This window comes from Ferdinandcohnia sp. FSL W7-1320 (genome assembly GCF_038050315.1).
Classification (GTDB): domain Bacteria; phylum Bacillota; class Bacilli; order Bacillales; family Bacillaceae_L; genus Ferdinandcohnia; species Ferdinandcohnia aciditolerans.
In genome coordinates, this window is record NZ_JBBPAM010000001.1 from 2323257 (window position 1) to 2341310 (window position 18054).

The following is an 18054-nucleotide window of genomic DNA, read 5'->3' on the forward strand; positions in this document are numbered from 1 at the left end:
GATGTGTACATATGAATAGTGTAATTAGAAAATTAGACTTTACTGAGATTCCAGCTTTTGTTGATATCGTTGTAAATGCTTATCCTGGAACGATGCAGAATACGGCCGAGTTCAAAGAGCGATATTCCACCATGCTCATTTCTCAACAGGAAAAAGTAAGTTCGATTGAATTTTATGGAATTTTTCGTGAGTGTAAATTAGTAGGTGGCATGAGAATTCATTATTTTAAGATGAATGTACACTCCAGAACAATAGATATAGGCGGAGTAGGATTAGTGGCCGTTGACTTACTTCATAAGAAAGAAAAAGTTGCTAAAGAATTAATTCAATATTTTATAAAGCACTTTGTTCAGCGAGATGTTGCACTCGTTGCACTTTATCCATTTAGACCCGATTTTTATAGAAAAATGGGCTTTGGCTATGGAACGAAGATGAATCAATACCATATTAAGCCATCTAGTTTTCCAGCAAGTGGGACAAAAGAAGGTCTTATTAACCTTGATGTGACACATAAAGAGTTAATAGAAGATTGCTATAATCAATATGCAAGCGAAACACACGGAATGATATTGAAAACTGCAAATGAAATCGAAGGGATATTCAAAAATCCAGATAATAAATTGATTGGTTATATGAATGGAGATAAACTGGAAGGCTATACCGTATTTTCATTTAAAAAAATGAGTGAAACGAATTTTGTTCATAATAATATGGTGATAAAAGAACTGATTTACCAAAGTTCACAAGCATTATTATGCTTATCTGCGTTCTTTAATAGCCAGAGCGATCAAATTCATCGAATTGAGCTAACTACGCAAGATGATGACATAGAATACCTAGTCGAAGATCCTAGAAATGGATCCGATCGTTTGATTCCAAGTGTATATCATGAAACGAATCGGGCTGGGGTAGGTTTAATGTACCGAATTATTAATATCGAAAAGTTCATCGAAAATTTAGGTGCATATCCTTTTAATAATGAAACGATAACAGTAGGGTTAAACATTATTGATAGTTTTATAAAAGAGAATAGTAGACGAGTGGTAATAAAATTCAGAGAAGGAAAAGCAACTCTATCTCCTAAAGAAAAGGCAGAAGTTGACCTATCTATTGAAATATCAGATTTGTCCTCATTATTAATGGGGGCTGTTTCTTTTAAGAAACTATTCAACTTTGGCCGTGTAATTGTGAATCATACGGACCAGGTAAAGCGACTTGATCATTTATTTGCAAATATGCAAAAACCTCTATGTATCACGGCTTTTTGATCGGAAGTGCCCCAAGTAGTTTATAAAATAAATGTAATTTAGTCTGAATCTAAGAGTGTTTCTTTCAATTAGAATACCCATGATATATGGATGGTGGTGGAACTGTAGGGAGTCAAACACTCGAATTTGATATTTTATTATAGGATGAAATTGGGGACGCCTAAATTAGGCGTTCCCGTCCTTATTCCATTAGAGCCGCCGCTGTAATGCAAATGGAAATTTTAAAAACTGCGTTTGTCAGCCCATGCTCCTTGTAATTTACTTAGGAATACTATTTGCCCAATATGATAGGCGTCGTGCATAGCTAAACTCTTAAGTTCAATGACTAATGAATGATCTTCTCTTGGAATCTCTCTATACAAATCTTCTTGTTCTGATGTTGCTAGGATTTTTTCAAGCTCACGATGAACGGAAAAATATTCTTGTTTTGTTTCATTCCAATTGTCTAACGTTTCGGTTGGTAATCGAAAGGTTGATTCATTATTTTCAGCCTGTGGTTCATTCTCTGTTTCATCCAGAAATCGCAACAGAATTCTCTTTTCATAGAAAAGTATATGACTAAGTAATTCCCAAATGGAATGTGCCCCTTCTACTGGCTTCCAAATTGCCTGTTCGAAAGAAATATTCTCAAGCACTTTTTCAAGTGGTGGAAACCAGTCCTCTTTATCCAGACAGCTTGCCCATTGTTGTTGTAAAAGCGTCCGTACATCCATATTGTATTCCCTCCAATTTAATCTCATTATTGATGATCCTTGTGTTCAGAATTCTAATTCGTAAAACCTTAAACCAATTTTAATATATGTTGTGTTAACAGGGAAAGAACAACTGTTTAGAGATTGGGTTGCCACGGCAGCCTTTTGTTAAGGAAGCAGTTCAGTTTAAGAGTAATGTTGCAGGAAGATAGGAACTTTTTGTTGAATTCCAAGAAGGAGTAAGGCACTTTTTAAGCATATCCAATTGATTTAATAAAATTTTACAAAACTTCACAACTTTTTAAAGTATTAAACGTCTAAACATTGAGTCAATTTTTATAAAGAAGTAGAAAGGAAGAGAACAGTGCATGATTACAGAGAAAATGAAATTGTGGAATGGTACACGCAATTCAATCAAACGATCTTCAAATTTATCCTATTAATGGTGAAGGACTATCAACAAGCGGAGGACCTTACTCATGAAACGTTTGTGAAAGCATATAAGTATCACCACACATTCAAAAGGGACTCCAGCGTAAAAACATGGCTGTTTAGTGTAGCCCACAATGTAACAATCGATTATATCAGAAAACAGAAACCAATTCGATTATTTAAGGAAGTATTTACTTCTAAAAAGGATCCAAATCCCTTACCAGAACAAATTGTCCAAATGAAGGAGAGTTCACTTGAACTTTACGAAGCTTTGGCTAACCTGAAGGAATCCTATCGAGAGGTTATCATTTTACGAAAGATTAAGGGTTTTTCAATTGAGGAAACGTCTAAGATTCTTGACTGGACTGAAAGTAAAGTAAAGTCTACGCTTAATCGAGCACTCCCAGCACTGGAAAAACAACTTTCTAAGGAGGGGTTTGTGTATGAACAAACAAAATGAAACGATTTCTTTAGACCGCTCACTGCAAAAGCTAGAGTATGAGATGGAATGGAAGATGGAGCGTACTCTAAAAATCCGTCAAAGGATAATCAAGGATATAAAAAAGGGAAAAAGAAGGTCACAGCTTCAAAAGGGATTTGTTCTATTCACTACTTTTGCTTTGATATCAATGTTTGTATTTCTTTTGGCCGGGCAGTTAACTGGGAAGTTAAATACTATGGATTTATCTACTTTACCTGCAGGCGAAGAATTACATACAATTGCTGATGAAGAAATACCCGAACTCCAAAGTCAATTAGAGCAATTACATCAAGTTCAGTTTAAAACTCCGAGTGGGAGAGAAATAACAATACACACACAAGAAAATGAGTGGGGTTCTGTAGATAACGCGATAGCAGTCTTTATGAATCATCCGAAATATCCTTCACTCTCTTATACTACAAAAGAAATCACTATCTCAAATCAGCGGGCTGTATTACAAGAGCCAGTACCTGATGCAAAAGTTGGAAGCTACAAGTTATATGTATTAACCGAAAGTTATGTTTATTATGTTCAATTTGTTGCAGGTCACAACGACAAAGGCGATAGGGATGAACTACTCAAAATAGCTGAACAATTTAATTATGAAAGTTTATAGTTAAGCATTGGTTCTTATCGAAAAAAAGATCGACGAGGAAAATGAAACAAAAAAATGGGGGCAAGTTCTTGGTCCGCAGTTTTGTTTCTTCAACTTCGAAGCAGGAATGAGATAAAAAGTCATGCATAAATATGAGTAGAAGCAGTGAGGAGCAGTTATGGGGAAGGGGGGATACTGTGTTAACAGCATGGATTGGAAGTATTGCTTTTCTGGCAGCGGCTATTTTGTACGTATTATTAGCTTTGGGGTTGCCTTATGGAGATCTTGCAATGGGCGGAAAATATAAAATAATGCCAAAGCAAATGCGAATTGCTTGTTTAATTTCTGTTCTTATTCAATTGATTGCAATCATGTTTATCCTACAAGTTGGTCAAATAATTTCGATAAGTTTAATAGCACCCTTTGCAAAAGGAGTCTGTTATTTTTTTGCATTTTATTTATTCCTAAATACAGTCATGAATGCTTTTTCAAAGAGTAAAAAAGAAAGGCTTGTAATGACACCATTATCTTTAATTACGGGTCTCTGTTTTTTGATAACTGCGATGAATGGTTAAGTAGACCATTAACGAATCCAATGTTCAATATCGAAGATTTCTCAATGTTAAGATTGGTAGTGAACAGAAATAGCTACAAGATAGAAGGAGGATAAAACTAAGAAATTATCGAACTTTATATAAAATAAAAAAATTGGAGGATAAATTTCATTATGAAAAGATTAGATATTCATGAATGGGATGATATTTTTTATAATATGACAGTCAAGGAAGGTCTTTCTAAATGGGATTACATTAAAGTTGTATGGGTAGATAATTCAAATCAATGGTGTATCTGTTATCGTGATGAAATACTTGAAAATGGCTTTAAAACAGAAATGCAAGCGCTTGATAGATGTGAATATTTGGAAACGATATTATAACTTAAAAGATTCTGGATATAAGAATGTTATATGAAGTACAAATATATTGCTTATAAGCAATATCTACTTGTGCTATCTTTGTAAAAATGTACGTAAAGGAACGGCTGCTTTACTTTGATAAGGGTATAGCATTTTTTGTGTGCCAGGCATGTTCATTAACTTGGCGGTGAGAGTCCGCTATGGGCGTTGGGATATGCGAACCATTAGCCAAAGGCAAGGGTGTCCGTGGCGACGCGGAATCTGAAGGAAGCCCAAGGCAAATCCTCGGTCTGAGGTACACGAATCACATTTGAGGTTTACGTTTCAGGACGAGTTTGCAAAACAAAACAAAGTCCAAAATATCCCCAGATGAACCGTAAATAAATGTGGCAGATATATGAGGAGAAAGTGAATGAACTTACCCTGGGAGGTCTCTTGGTATCCTGGAAAGGAACCCACTTAGTGATAAGTAGCTGAATCAAGAGAAGTCAGCTGATGTCATAGTATCAACCTTGCGGTTGAGAAGGACGGAACGAAAGGAGTGGCCATGTTAGACTACTTTACAAAGGAACGAAGACACAGCCAATCGTAAGACTACATTAGAGCTAGAAGGGCGGAAACCGACGAACTCTATTGTAGAGTGGAGTTCTCTTTGTGCAAAGTCAAGAACATGGGAACGATATGGAATATAATAACGAATTAATTGAGAGAATCATAAGCCGAGAGAACATGAATCGAGCCTTTCAGAAGGTAAAGAGAAACAAAGGAGCAGCAGGAGTCGATGAGAAAGATATAGAAGCTACTCGCCTTTATTTGAAAGAACACGGACAAGAAATCATTCGACTTATACGGGATGGGCAATACAAACCTCGAGCAGTTAGAAGGGTAGAAATCCCAAAACCTAACGGTGGTAAGCGTAATTTAGGAATCCCTACAGTAACCGATCGAGTTATCCAGCAAGGAATTATTCAGGTGCTGACCCCAATTTTCGAGAAACAATTTAGCCCTCATAGCTATGGATTTAGGCCTAATAAGAGTGCTCATCAGGCTATTGAGCAAGCTAGATTATACATCGAAGATGGGTACCAATATGTTGTAGATATGGACCTAGAAAAATTCTTTGATAAAGTACAACACGATAAATTAATGTCTATCGTAGCTAAGACCATTACTGATAAACCGACATTAAAACTTATACGTCGGTACTTACAAGCAGGAGTCTTGGAACATGGTGTTGTGTCTGTAAATAAAGAAGGTACTCCACAAGGAGGACCACTTAGTCCACTACTTAGCAATGTCATCTTAAATGAGTTGGATAAAGAACTTGAAAAACGAGGGCATAAATTTGTCCGTTACGCCGATGACTGCAACATATACGTGAAGAGTCAAAAAGCTGGTGAACGAGTTAAAAGCGGAATAACCGACTTCATAGAAAAGAAGCTAAAACTCAAGGTGAATGAAGAGAAAAGTGCGGTGGGAAAGCCCTTAGCACGTATATTCTTAGGGATGAGTTTCTACCGAAGTAAGGGAAAAGTCAGGGTGTACGTGCCAAAGAAATCTAAACAAAGGTTTGAAGGTAAGCTAAAGAAACTTACAAACCGCAATTGGGGAGTAAGTATGGAGTATCGCATTCAAAAGATAAACCGACTAATTCAAGGGTGGGGAAACTATTTCAAAATCGCTGATATAAAGAGATATACATATCTATTAGACGCACATATCAGAAGAAGATTGAGAGCCTGCCGATGGAAAGAATGGAAGAAAACGAGAACCAAATACCGAAACCTAAAGAAATTAGGCATCTACTCAAGAACTGCTTGGAAATGTGCAAACTCCCGAAAGGGATATTGGAGAACGTCTAATAATCCTGTCTTGGATTCAGCTATGAATAAAGAATACTGGTTGAAACAAGGACTGAAACAATTGAATCAAATTATTACATAAACTTTCGAACCGCCGTATACCGAACGGTACGTACGGTGGTGTGAGAGGTCGGCGCGGTAACGCGCCTCCTACTCGATTTGAAAGAATGGGAATGTTTGAAGAGATATCACATAGCAAATGGAAGTTTCAAATTGTTGTGAAGGAGGAGTTATATGCATTTTAACATGAAAGAAGCTATTGAGGTGTTAGAACGAACACCACAAACACTGGCGTATTTTTTATCTGGTTTATCAGAAGGATGGCTGCAGTGTAATGAAGGTGAAGGAACTTGGAATGCCGTTGAAGTGATCGAGCACCTTATTGAGGGTGAGAAAAATAATTGGATACCGAGACTAGAGTTTATTCTTCAAGAAGGCTGCAATAAACCTTTTCCTCCATTTGATCGATATTCGCACTTAGAGGAAAAATCTCAAAAGTCAATTAATGAAAAGCTGCAGGAGTTTAAAGCTATAAGAATGCAAAATATAACTAAACTTAGGTCTCATATTGAATCTGATCTTCATCTTGAGTTGAAGGGCTCACACCCTGCATTTGGTACAGTTAAGATAAGAGAGTTGCTATCAACTTGGGTAGTTCATGATCTAACACACATTGCCCAAATTGTAAGGGTAATGGCTGAGAGATACAGGACCGACGTGGGTCCTTGGATAGAATATTTAGGTATTTTAAAAGAGCAGGAAAATAAACAATAGTGGTTATTCATCTTGGTTAAAAGAAAGATTGTAAGGGAAGAGTTTTTCATTTTCTTCAAGGCTCTTCTCGTAAAGTGTATGGTTGATTGATAGAGAGGAGAAATTTGCAACTTTTCCCAACACCTTTCGACTTATCATAAAAAGGGGAAAATGCCTTGAAGAAAATGATGTGTTTAATCGCTTTAATAGGATTCGTTTCAATCTATATAGCGGGTTGTTCAAATCAAGAACAGAGCATTGAAGTTCAAAAGCGTATTGGTATTGAAAATATATATGAAGAATTCAAAATGATTACGAATAATCAACAAGTTCAAAACGTGTGGGAGATCATCAATAATGTTGATTGGGAAACAGCAAAGGTACAAATGGCACTTCCTCCTGATTACCGATTTGCCTTTCAATTTCATAATGAAGCAAAAGCCGTGTTGTATGAACTTTGGATAAGCCCTAATAAAGATAAGGTAGAGATCATAAAAGCTGGAAACAAGTATGTTCAATTAGACAGGAATAAGTCAGCAGAACTATTTGAAGCCCTTACTGGCGAAAAATTAGCTGACCAAGAATAGGTTGATGTAAGAAGTAATCTCTGACAGGAGGGGGGAGAAAAGTTGGATATAAGACTTGCTGAACTAAAAGATATTTCTCAATTAATCAGAATGAGATGGGATTTTACAGTTGAGCATGATGAAAGTAAAAAAGACTCATCATTCGAGGATTTTAAACAGGAATGTCAATCTTTTTTAGAGAAAGCAATGAATAGTGATCAGTGGTTTATATGGGTTGCAGAGATAAATGGACAAATTGTATCGCATATATACATAGAATTGATTCAGAAAGTACCCCGTCCTGGTAGAATAACATACCCATTTGCATACATGACAAATGTATACACAGTTCCGGAATATCGGAATAAAGGCATTGGAAGTGACATTCTTCGTACGGTAAACAAGTGGATTAACGAAAACAATTATGAATTTGTGATCGTTTGGCCAAGCGAAGATTCTATTCATTATTATAAGAAAAACGGCTATGTTTCTAGTACGGAACCAATGGAATATGTCCCGTCAAAAGACTAGGCCATTATACTTTGTTAGTCTACTAAAATTATAGAGAGTTTTTAACTTCACCAGCGAATTCATTAGCCGAAAATAATACCAGTACTTTGCTATTTCAACTTTAATAGCGGTTTGTAAAAAAGATTTCAATAGAGAAGTCAAAAGTTGTATTAGAGATTGAAAGGCACAATTTTAGTGATGTTTGAAAGGGGAAAAAAGATGAACCATCAAGTTCCATTCCAACAAGTTGATGTATTTACAGAGATTCCATTCAGAGGAAATCCAGTTGCCGTAATACTAGATGGCAATGAACTCTCTACAGAACAGATGCAAGCAATCGCAAACTGGACGAACCTATCTGAAACCACTTTTGTATGCAAGCCAACGGACCCACAGGCTGACTATAGATTGCGCATTTTCACCCCTAATAGTGAACTTCCTTTTGCGGGACACCCAACGATAGGTTCTGCTTTTGCAGTGATTCAACATGGTATTAAACCTAAGATAGAAGGACGATTAGTTCAGGAGTGTGGGACCGGGTTAGTTACTATTTTTACTTATGAAGATAAACTGTTTCTCTCATTACCCAATCCCAAACTAAAAAGCGTACCATCTGCTGATGTAGATAGACTTGCAAAAGCATTGGGAGTCGATTCAAATAGTGTTAAAGTTAGTGAAACGGTTGATGTTGGCGCAATTTGGATTACGATACAATTATCTAATGCAGAAGAAGTAAGAAGCTTACGACCCGACATGGCGGAACTCTCCACATTAATTCCATCAGGTGTAACAGGTGTAACTGTATTTGGACTTACTTCTGGAAATACTGAAGCTAATGTTGAAGTTCGTTCATTCGCCCCTAACGAAGGAATAGATGAGGATCCCGTTTGCGGTAGTGGAAATGGTTGTGTGGCAGCAGTAGTTAAAAAACATGAACTTATCGGAGAACCAACTTATGTAGCAAGTCAGGGTTTTTGTGTAGGAAGAAATGGCAGGGTTGAAGTACAATTTATGGATAACGATAAAATCTTAATCGGTGGTCATGCAGTAACTTGTATTGAAGGAAAACTAAATATTTAATGTGTAGACTTTAATATGTTATTGAATTATAGCGATACCTGATAGAAAAATAAAATTCCGGTTGCGATTGCTGAACAGGCAATCGCATATTGTGTTTTAAGAAGGAAAAAGAAGAACAATCAAATATAATAACAAATTATTACTATGAATGTAATCCATGGGGGAATTCGATGAGCCAGAAAAAAACAAAGATTATCTTTGACTGGTGCAATTGTTATTTTAGGTATTTGCATATTATTTTCTTTTTTCAATATTTCGAGTGCAATCAGAGATACATCATACAATAATCAAAACAATGAAATAAATGAATATGAGATATCTAGATTTAATGATAATTTAGTAGAACTAATAAAAACACTTCAAAAAGGAAATGAATCGGGTCAATAATTATCTAAATTAATTTTACGACTGTTGTTTGGTTTTCGATAATGTTACCTCTGAGAAGACGAGTTTAAAACGACATCTAAATACTACAAGGAATTACTTCATACAGGGGCAATATTCTGCCCCTGTTACTTTCTTTCGGGAGGATTATAGGTTACATATGTGCCAGCAACGAAGTCATGGATGGCTCTTTTATCTTCTCGGACGGCCACCATTACTAAACTAACAATAGCTCCGATTCCTAAAGTCAAGGCGTATATTAGCCCTGCTACTACAATCCGAAGTAGCATATTTCCAATGTGTAATTTTTCACCATCAACCCTCACAATTCGAATCCCACATACCCTCTTTCCAACTGTGTACCCGTACCATAAGACTGGTAAGCATAAAGCATATAAGAATTCTAGCAGGCCATCTTGCCAAGAATCATCATATATCGGAAAGTTAAAAATGAGTGAAAATAGAAAAACAACTAGAAATACAACAAAACCATCAATAATTGAAGCACCAAGACGAATCCAAAACCCAGCAGGTTCAAAAGTACTATGCATATAAACACCTCCATTAGATTGTATTCATCTATAATGACTTCTGATAACCTTTTTTTACCATCCTTAAAATAAGATCAACCCATATAATAGTAAAAATCATCGAGTATATGTCCCTGTAAATGTTTTGATTAAGCCATATGCTGCTGTTCATAAAAAAGGAAATTTATCGATTGAGCAAGTTACTTTTAGAAAGATTCTTATGTGCACCTATAATTTGTCTACTACATATGGTTAAATATGTTGACCTTTTAATGAGGAGGAATAACTTCAATGTATGAAAATTATTATCCAAATAATTCTATACCAATGTATAGACAAAGAATTACGAAGCAACAAGCTCAAGAAATTGCACTTAAACGTGTACCTGGGAGAGTTCTACACGTAGATATGGATTTGGAAAATGGTGTTTTAGTTTATGAAGTGTTTATTTTAACGCCGGATAACAGAATATTTGAAGTTGAGATTCTTGCAAAAACAGGGAGAATTCTAAAAGTCGATCAAGAAAATGACTTTGATTAATACGACTGATAACTTAAATAACGGGTGCGATGTTTAGGCATCGCATTTTTGTTTGATTAACGTTGTAGTTTGTGAAGTATTTAGAGGATGTAAATTTGCTTTTTGAATGTTGTTGGGTTCGGCTGAGAAGAGTCTTAACATATAAAACACCCCGTAAATGTTAGTGGAGGTCTAACACTTACAGGGCAATGAGGAATCTGTTCAATCCTATTTATAAACGTAATCCAGCCGCAATCCTAGTCTGCTACATAATTCGTTCGTAATAGTCCCGCATTTTTCTGCGACTTCTTCGGCGGTAATTTGTTCAGAACCATCTGTTCCAATCAGCGTTGCAATATCTCCTGCCTGTACACCCTCAATAGCGGTAACATCAACCATCAGCTGATCCATGCAAATTCGGCCAATAATAGGAGCTTTTTGTGAACGAATGAGGACATTCCCGTTTTCCATATTTCTTGGTATCCCGTCTGAATAACCAATCGTAATGACCGCTGTTTTCATCATTCTTGTTGCTGTATATGCTCTGCCATAGCCGAGTTGGTCACCTGGCTGTAGATTTTTCACCATCGCCACTTTAGCTTTAATGGATAAGATGGGCTTCAGTTCCACATCTGATCTTACTGAATCGTTTTTGCTTAAAACACCATATAGAGCAATTCCCGCACGAGCATAATCATACTGTAGCTGAGGGTAATTCAAGATTCCATAGCTCGCTTGAATATGTTGCTGTCCGACTGGCAGCTGTTGTGATTCTAGCCACTTAATGATCTGGTTAAATCTATCAATCTGCATTTCCGTAAATGCTATATCCTCTGAACTAACGCTATCAGAGACCGCTAAGTGAGAAAATACACCGACAACATGTAAATGTTTGCAGTTATAGATTTCTTTCAAATCTGAAAGTTGTGAGGCGTCTGTTCCTAAACGATGCATGCCAGTATCTATTTTTATTTGAACCCTTATAGGAAGACCCTGTTTGTTTAACTGCTTTGCATGACTCAATCCAATTACAGTTTGCGTTAATTTGTATTTTTTAATTTCTCCAATATGTTGGGCAGGGGTATAACCTAAAACGAGAATCTCTTCTTTAACTCCGTTTTTCCGAAGTTCAATTCCTTCCGATAGAGTAGCAACGGCAAATGATTTTACCCCTTGGTTCGATAGCTCTTTCGCTATTTTTACTGCTCCATGGCCATACGCATTTGCTTTGACTACAGCCATGAGTTCAGTTTTATCCGGAAGAATTCCTTTTAGCTGCTTTACATTTCCACGTAGTGCAACTAAATCGATCTCTGCCCAGGCTCTGCTAGTCGGTGATGGTGTTGACTTTTTCCGCGTTGGCAAAAAAAAGATCAGCACCCAAGCCAAAATAAATGAGAGGAAACTGACTGCCAAAAAATGCACCATACTATTTTCGACAAACCATTTCTCTAGTGTGAAAAATTCTGCCGTAAAGCGAACAAGTACAATCATCCACGGGTGTATGATATACATAATCGTCGAGATAGTTCGAATGCTTTTACTGCTTTTTCCACGAATCTGCAGTAGGCATTGAAAAAGAAAATACATAGCTGGAATTAGCATAAAATACATACTATCATGGCGCTGAAATTGATAATAATGCAGTAATAGTCCTTCAACAATCAGGAAAGAGAAACTGATCACGAATAATAGTAGATTTACCGAAAACGAAGCTGTTTTATTTCCTTTATAAAGTAGCATTCCCAGGATTAAAAAGATTGGCACCATAAAAACGCCATTCCTCGTATAATCCGCTCCAATAAAGACCGTTTGATAAAACACTTCTAAACTAGAAATCTGCTCAGCAATCCCATAGTAGCTATCCCCAAACAGTCCTATGCTATAAAGAATAACAGATAGAATAAATGTCAATTTTAGCCCATTTTTTCTAAACAGAAAGACAACAATAATCACACCTACTATAAGCCCAGGGAAATACCATAAATGATAAAATGTCCCGTCAACAAGGATATCTTTTACTAATTCAAATCCCCAATTTGGATCTTCATAATGCCCTGCATACAAATTTAGCGGTAAAAATAAAAGGATCGAAAGGGCATATAAAAATCCAATTTTCTTACAAAAAGCTAGAATATAAGAGTTGTCTCCATTTTCAATATATTGATATAGAAAATATCCGCTAACCATTAGAAAAAAGGGGACAGCCATTCTAGCAATGATTCGAGTCAAAATGAAATTGGCATCCTCCCCATAAGAAAGAAGAGGGGAGGTATGGTTAGCTATCACGAGGAAGGCAGCTAGTAATCTGAATGAGTCTAATGATCCTGTTTTACTCATAAAGGATTGCTCCATATTGTCACAATAAAGCCGTCCACATTATTCCCTGAAATCTGATACAAGCAATCTTTAGGTATTTCAATTACAGTCTCCTCATCCATTCCCTTTACATGGTAAACCTCAAATTCTTTACCCTTTTCCGTAAAGATATAGTGCTGGCCATTCTCCGGAAAGTCGGAAAGAAACTGAATGTATTCTTCTAAACAGAAACTGTGGCGTTCCATAATTCTTGCATGAGGATATCCGACATAGCGGAAATGCCATGGCTCATGTGAGATCCTTGTGATCTGTTCTTTGCCACGCGAATAACGTTCAATAAAACCATAGTCTGCGGCGAGTTCGCGAAAATGTGCAAAGATACCTGTATATGGAAAGGATGGACGAATGAAATCAATTTCGTCTAGATTTTCTCCCAAATCAATCGCAAGGCCAGTCTGATGTTCGCTGCAGCCTGGATAGGCTACATATTGTTCTGTAAAGATCCTGCCATTTTCAATGAGAGAATCTTGGTATAGCTTTTCTTGTTCAGCCTTACTTCGGTATCCGCTAACTGGAATAATTCTTCCTCGTGATTCCACTTTTTCAAGAAGCTGTGTTAACGATGCTGCGGCTCTTCTTTCGAGTAAAATCGTTTCATAGTTTGCTAGACTTGGAACAAGTGCTGGTGAATGTTGGGCTTGTATCTGTTTCAGACCATGCTCACTATTAACCAAAACCAAATACCCTCTGTAAATATCATCTTTGTGTAGTGTTATCTTTCTCATCGTTCCAACCCCAATTGGATCAACCGATCGATGATATTAGAAAACGTTAACCCTATGCCTTTCATCATATTTGGGTATCGGCTGTGATTGGTGAAGCCAGGGAAGGTATTGACCTCATTAAAGACAATGTCTCTATTTGGTGTAATAAACATGTCCACTCTTGCCAATCCAGAGCAGCCAAGTGCACGATAAATTTGAATTGCCATATCCTTTACTTTGGCTTTCATATCTTTATCAATACGGGCTGGCATATGAATGCTTGAGGTAGTGAGGGTGTATTTTTCATTAAAATCGAAATACCCAGTCTCTAATTCAATTTCATCAACTTCCCCCACAATAAGGTCCTCATTTCCAAGAATCGCGCAACCAACCTCATATCCCTCAATATATTCTTCGATGATGATCCGCTCATCGTACGAAAAGGCTTCAGCAACTGCACTTGGAAGTTCTTCCTTTTCGGTAACGAGCGTAATTCCAATCGATGACCCTGACTTGACGGGCTTAACAAAAAGAGGCAGCTGGAGAAGACTTGTTTGTGTGACAATCTCTTCAATTACTTGAGACCTCGAAAAAACGATGGAATCAGGTGTTTTAATACCTTCAAGCTCCACTAATTTATGTGCACGGTCTTTATCCATGCATAAAGCAGAAGACAAAGTGTCACATCCGACGTATGGGATTCCGATTAGTTCTAAGTATCCCTGTAGTGTCCCGTCTTCGCCATTCTTACCGTGTAGCACTGGGAAAACAATATCAATCATTGTTTCGATTACATGTCCATTTCGATTTTCAAGTAGATAATTCTCATAGCGATTTGGAGAAAAGAAGGCAGGTGTGCAATTTACCTCATCACACCACCAGGTATTGTTCAGAATATTTTCCACGCTACCCTGATAACGGTACCAGTGGCCTTCCTTTGTAATGCCAATTAACACTTTTTCATATTTATCTTGGTCCATATGGGTAATAACAGAGTAAGCTGATTGCAGTGATACTTCATATTCATTTGAACAGCCTCCAAAGATAACAGCAACGATCATTTTTTCCATAATTATTTCCTCCTTATAGATAAAAAACACTATTTGTTTCTGTACTTGTATCGTACTAAAACAAATAGTGTTAGTTTTTCGTTTATCCTCAAGGAAATAATACGTTTTTCTTCTTTAATTCTTACAATTTTCTTACGGTGAAAGAGGGAGTCTGACGATAAATTCGACTTTCTCTTCTTCGCTTTGAGCGGATATGGTGCCTCCGTGTAATTCTACGATTTCTTTGGCAATAGCAAGCCCCAGGCCAGCACCACCTGTTTTCGTACCGCGTGATGTATCCAATCGATAGAATTGTTCAAAGATACGATTAAGCTTGTCTTTTGGAATAACAGGGCCATTGTTTATAAAATAAAGCTGTAAATCATTATTGTCCTTCTTCGAACGAATGATGATTGGACTATTTTCATAGCTGTAATTAATGGCATTGCGGATTAAGTTGTCAAAGACACGCTCCATTTTATTCACGTCACAGGAGATTTCCAGATTGTCCTCAATGTCTAACTGGCAGGTTAGGTTCTTTTCAGCAAACAGCGGATTAAATTCGAACGTAATCTGCTCGAGCATCCTTGTGAGATTAATATGGCTCATCTCAGGACTTAACTGAGTTAAATTAAAACGTGTAATTTCAAAAAACTCATTAATTAATTCTTCGAGCCTTTCAGCTTTATCCAATGAAATGGATAAGTATTTTTCCCGGAGTTCCTCCGAAATTTGCTGCTCATCTCGAAGTAAGGTTAAATAGCCAATTACAGAAGTTAATGGTGTCTTTAAATCATGAGCCAAGTACACGAGCAGGTCGTTTTTCCGCTGTTCTGCTTCCTTCGCTAGCCGGGCATTACGGATGGATTCCTGCTTAATGGCATTCATACGATCTTCCACTTGTTTTAATTCAGATGGAAGACGGATGTAATCACTATTGTCAGAAGCAAGATTTCTGCTTGCTTCCACAATCTGATCTACATAATGGAGTGTTTTTCTCCAAAAAAATATAAAGATGATAATAAAGCCAATCATCCATGTTATGAGAATGAAAGGGATGGGGTGATTGCGAATGGGGCTGAGCAGAATGTAAATCAAATCAGTTGAATACCAGACAAAACTCCTCAATATGTAATACCCCACAACAATAGCGGCTGCTAAACTAACAGTAAAAATAAAGATTGTCATAAAGAATTTCGTGAATATCTGCCTAGTCAAACCGCTGCTTGCGGCACTCTCTCTATTCAATGGTATAGCCAACCCCCCACACCGTTTTAATAAACTTTGGTTTTCGCGAAGGTTCCTTCATTTTTTCCCTCAAACGTGCAATATGGGCCATAACTGTATTGTTATTATCAATATACTTTTCGCCCCACACCGCTTCAAACAATTCCTCAGAAGAAACAACCTTCCCTTTGTTTTCACATAAATGCCACAGAATCGAAAATTCTATGGGAGTTAAGGGGAGAGGTTTACCATAAAGTGTACATTTATGGGTATCCTGATTGATGATTAACCCTGAGAAGTCGAATTCCTTGGCAACGGGTGCAGGCTCTGTAATAAGACTATTGTTCGGGTTATACCGTTTATAGCGTCGTAGTTGGGCTTTCACTCTTGCCACCATTTCAAGCGGGTTAAACGGCTTTGTAATGTAATCATCGGCACCAAGTGTAAGTCCAGTAATTTTGTCGATATCTTCAATTTTTGCTGTCAGCATAATGACAGGATAATGATAGTTCTCACGGATCTTCTGGCATATCGTAAACCCATCCACATTGGGGAGCATCACATCCAAAATGGCAAGCTCGAGTTCATGATTCTGAATATACTCTAAAGCTGGCTTTCCATCATAAAACACTTGAACTTCATAGCCTTCATTCATCAGATAAAACTTCACTAAATCGGCAATCTCTTTTTCATCATCGACTATTAAAATAGGATTCAATATTTTTCCACCTCAATACATCATACAACTGTTTGTTCAACCTTCTATAGAATAAATCATTTTTACAAGAAATAGAAGGGGAACGATGTAACAAGATGTTGAAGTTGATTTTCAATAGGGGCAGGATCGTTGATCAACGGGCTGTCGAAAAGACAGCTCCTACTTGTATTTAATTTAAATTGAATGGAAAAATACCCATATTAATTTATCCAGAGGTGGGAGAAATTCATGAAAAAGAAGTTCATATTAGTTATTGTTCTAGTTGGATTAATCTTGGTGGGGTGGAGAGGAAGAGATTTAAAAAATGAATTGCTCGAAGAAACTTTATATGCAAGATACTATTCTTATCTTGACCAAAAATATTCAGATTTTATTTTGTGTCCAAGAATAGAAATCGAAAGAATTGAAGGTGATACTCGCAGACATATTGTAAATGGAAGTGAGTTAAATTATGGTTCACATCATGGTGACATTCCCTTTGATAGAATTCATTTCACATTGACCGATACTCCTGAAAAGGGTGTTGAAATAAATAAAGTTAGAGTAGAAAAAAGTATTTCTGAAAAAGAAAGTATTATCCAGTGTAGAAATAAAAACAAAAAATAGTGATACCGCTAATGGGTGCGATAATCCAAGAAGGATTATCGTTTATATTTGTTGAAGTTATTAAACTATGAACAGGTTTGTTTAACAAAGAAATGATAAAGTGAAAGAAAATACAGTTAGAAGTGGGAGAGTAATATGGTCATTCGTAAACTACATATCAATGAAGATCCCCCAATGGATTTGTTGTTATTAGCTGACCCTTCTAGAATACTTGTTGAGGAATATATAAAAAGGGGAGAGTGCTATGTAGCCGAAAGTGATGGGCAAATCATTGGGGTGTATGTGCTACTCCCGACAAGACCTGAAACGGTGGAGTTGGTGAATATTGCAGTAATAAAAACCCGCCACGGCAAAGGCTTGGGGAAACAATTAGTAATTGATGCAATTAATGTAGCTAAGTCAAAAGGATATAGAACTATAGAAGTTGGTACTGGAAATTCAAGTATCGGACAAATAGCCCTTTACCAAAAATGTGGTTTTAGAATGAATGGTGTTGATATAGATTTCTTCATTAGGCACTATTCAGAAGAAATTTTCGAAAATGGTATACAGTGTAGGGATATGGTGCGTTTTTCTCAAGATTTGTAGGTTTAAAAAGGAGATTCTTAGTTGAACTAATGGATTATTTGAGTTATGGATCGACTGCCAATCCAGGCAGCTTTTCTATTCAAATAATGGGGCAGGATTGTTGAATAGAGATGAAACTAAAAAATAAGAAAGTGCGCGAATTTAGTTCCAATTCTAAGCACTTTCTTTTCATTAATAAAGTATTTAGAGGAAGTT

General features: G+C 36.8%; 20 protein-coding genes. 13 read left to right on the top strand and 7 right to left on the bottom strand.

Annotated features, from left to right (window positions below):
- Window positions 1–11: 11 nt before the first annotated feature.
- On the top strand, window positions 12–1268 hold the full coding sequence (locus NST91_RS11725; protein WP_341331277.1) for a GNAT family N-acetyltransferase: 1257 nt from the start codon (window positions 12–14) through the stop codon (window positions 1266–1268).
- 221 nt (window positions 1269–1489) lie between these two features.
- On the opposite strand, the gene NST91_RS11730 is transcribed toward NST91_RS11725, so the two are convergent.
- Complete coding sequence (locus NST91_RS11730) at window positions 1490–1981, bottom strand: DinB family protein (protein WP_341331278.1); 492 nt, start codon at window positions 1979–1981, stop codon at window positions 1490–1492.
- Window positions 1982–2324: 343 nt separating this feature from the next.
- On the opposite strand from NST91_RS11730, the gene NST91_RS11735 reads away from it, so the two are divergent.
- The 9 genes from NST91_RS11735 to NST91_RS11775 all read left to right on the top strand — a co-directional run bounded on the left by NST91_RS11735 (window position 2325) and on the right by NST91_RS11775 (window position 9155).
- Window positions 2325–2852, top strand: coding sequence for an RNA polymerase sigma factor (locus NST91_RS11735; RefSeq protein WP_341331279.1), 528 nt, complete (start codon window positions 2325–2327; stop codon window positions 2850–2852).
- Window positions 2836–3489, top strand: a complete 654-nt coding sequence (locus NST91_RS11740) for a hypothetical protein (protein ID WP_341331280.1) — start codon at window positions 2836–2838, stop codon at window positions 3487–3489. Before NST91_RS11735 ends, NST91_RS11740 begins: the two co-directional genes overlap by 17 nt.
- Before the next feature lie 176 nt (window positions 3490–3665).
- Complete coding sequence (locus tag NST91_RS11745; protein ID WP_341331281.1) at window positions 3666–4043, top strand: hypothetical protein; 378 nt, start codon at window positions 3666–3668, stop codon at window positions 4041–4043.
- Between the two features lie 152 nt (window positions 4044–4195).
- A complete protein-coding gene (locus tag NST91_RS11750; protein ID WP_341331282.1) occupies window positions 4196–4405 on the top strand; it encodes a hypothetical protein in 210 nt (69 codons plus the stop codon).
- Window positions 4406–5065: 660 nt separating this feature from the next.
- Window positions 5066–6328, top strand: a complete 1263-nt coding sequence (ltrA, locus tag NST91_RS11755; RefSeq protein WP_341333456.1) for a group II intron reverse transcriptase/maturase — start codon at window positions 5066–5068, stop codon at window positions 6326–6328.
- 152 nt (window positions 6329–6480) lie between these two features.
- Entirely contained in the window at window positions 6481–7020 is a 540-nt protein-coding gene (locus NST91_RS11760; protein ID WP_341331283.1) for a DinB family protein, read from the top strand.
- Between the two features lie 164 nt (window positions 7021–7184).
- Window positions 7185–7586, top strand: a complete 402-nt coding sequence (locus NST91_RS11765; RefSeq protein ID WP_341333532.1) for a YhfM domain-containing protein — start codon at window positions 7185–7187, stop codon at window positions 7584–7586.
- 42 nt (window positions 7587–7628) lie between these two features.
- Complete coding sequence (locus tag NST91_RS11770) at window positions 7629–8096, top strand: GNAT family N-acetyltransferase (protein WP_341331284.1); 468 nt, start codon at window positions 7629–7631, stop codon at window positions 8094–8096.
- 198 nt (window positions 8097–8294) lie between these two features.
- Window positions 8295–9155 carry a PhzF family phenazine biosynthesis protein gene (locus NST91_RS11775; RefSeq protein WP_341331285.1) on the top strand — a complete coding sequence of 287 codons (861 nt, stop codon included), beginning with the start codon at window positions 8295–8297 and terminating at the stop codon, window positions 9153–9155.
- A gap of 512 nt (window positions 9156–9667) precedes the next feature.
- On the opposite strand, the gene NST91_RS11780 is transcribed toward NST91_RS11775, so the two are convergent.
- Window positions 9668–10090: an RDD family protein gene (locus NST91_RS11780; protein ID WP_341331286.1), complete on the bottom strand. Its 423-nt coding sequence runs from the start codon at window positions 10088–10090 to the stop codon at window positions 9668–9670.
- Window positions 10091–10360: 270 nt separating this feature from the next.
- On the opposite strand from NST91_RS11780, the gene NST91_RS11785 reads away from it, so the two are divergent.
- Window positions 10361–10609: a PepSY domain-containing protein gene (locus tag NST91_RS11785; protein ID WP_341331287.1), complete on the top strand. Its 249-nt coding sequence runs from the start codon at window positions 10361–10363 to the stop codon at window positions 10607–10609.
- Window positions 10610–10816: 207 nt separating this feature from the next.
- Here NST91_RS11785 and vanT read toward each other — a convergent pair whose 3' ends face one another.
- The 5 genes from vanT to vanR form a co-directional block, all read right to left on the bottom strand.
- Window positions 10817–12928, bottom strand: a complete 2112-nt coding sequence (gene vanT, locus NST91_RS11790; protein WP_341331288.1) for a serine racemase VanT catalytic subunit — start codon at window positions 12926–12928, stop codon at window positions 10817–10819.
- Window positions 12925–13692, bottom strand: a complete 768-nt coding sequence (locus NST91_RS11795) for a D-alanyl-D-alanine carboxypeptidase family protein (RefSeq protein ID WP_341331289.1) — start codon at window positions 13690–13692, stop codon at window positions 12925–12927. Before NST91_RS11795 ends, vanT begins: the two co-directional genes overlap by 4 nt.
- Complete coding sequence (gene vanG, locus NST91_RS11800; protein ID WP_341331290.1) at window positions 13689–14741, bottom strand: D-alanine--D-serine ligase VanG; 1053 nt, start codon at window positions 14739–14741, stop codon at window positions 13689–13691. The genes NST91_RS11795 and vanG overlap by 4 nt, the downstream gene beginning before the upstream one ends.
- Before the next feature lie 132 nt (window positions 14742–14873).
- Window positions 14874–15968, bottom strand: a complete 1095-nt coding sequence (gene vanS, locus NST91_RS11805) for a vancomycin resistance histidine kinase VanS (RefSeq protein ID WP_445724487.1) — start codon at window positions 15966–15968, stop codon at window positions 14874–14876.
- Window positions 15961–16668: a VanR-ABDEGLN family response regulator transcription factor gene (gene vanR / locus NST91_RS11810; protein WP_121448022.1), complete on the bottom strand. Its 708-nt coding sequence runs from the start codon at window positions 16666–16668 to the stop codon at window positions 15961–15963. The genes vanS and vanR overlap by 8 nt, the downstream gene beginning before the upstream one ends.
- Window positions 16669–16893: 225 nt before the next feature.
- On the opposite strand from vanR, the gene NST91_RS11815 reads away from it, so the two are divergent.
- Window positions 16894–17271: a hypothetical protein gene (locus NST91_RS11815; protein WP_341331291.1), complete on the top strand. Its 378-nt coding sequence runs from the start codon at window positions 16894–16896 to the stop codon at window positions 17269–17271.
- A gap of 135 nt (window positions 17272–17406) precedes the next feature.
- Window positions 17407–17859 carry a GNAT family N-acetyltransferase gene (locus tag NST91_RS11820; protein ID WP_341331292.1) on the top strand — a complete coding sequence of 151 codons (453 nt, stop codon included), beginning with the start codon at window positions 17407–17409 and terminating at the stop codon, window positions 17857–17859.
- Window positions 17860–18054 lie beyond the last annotated feature (195 nt).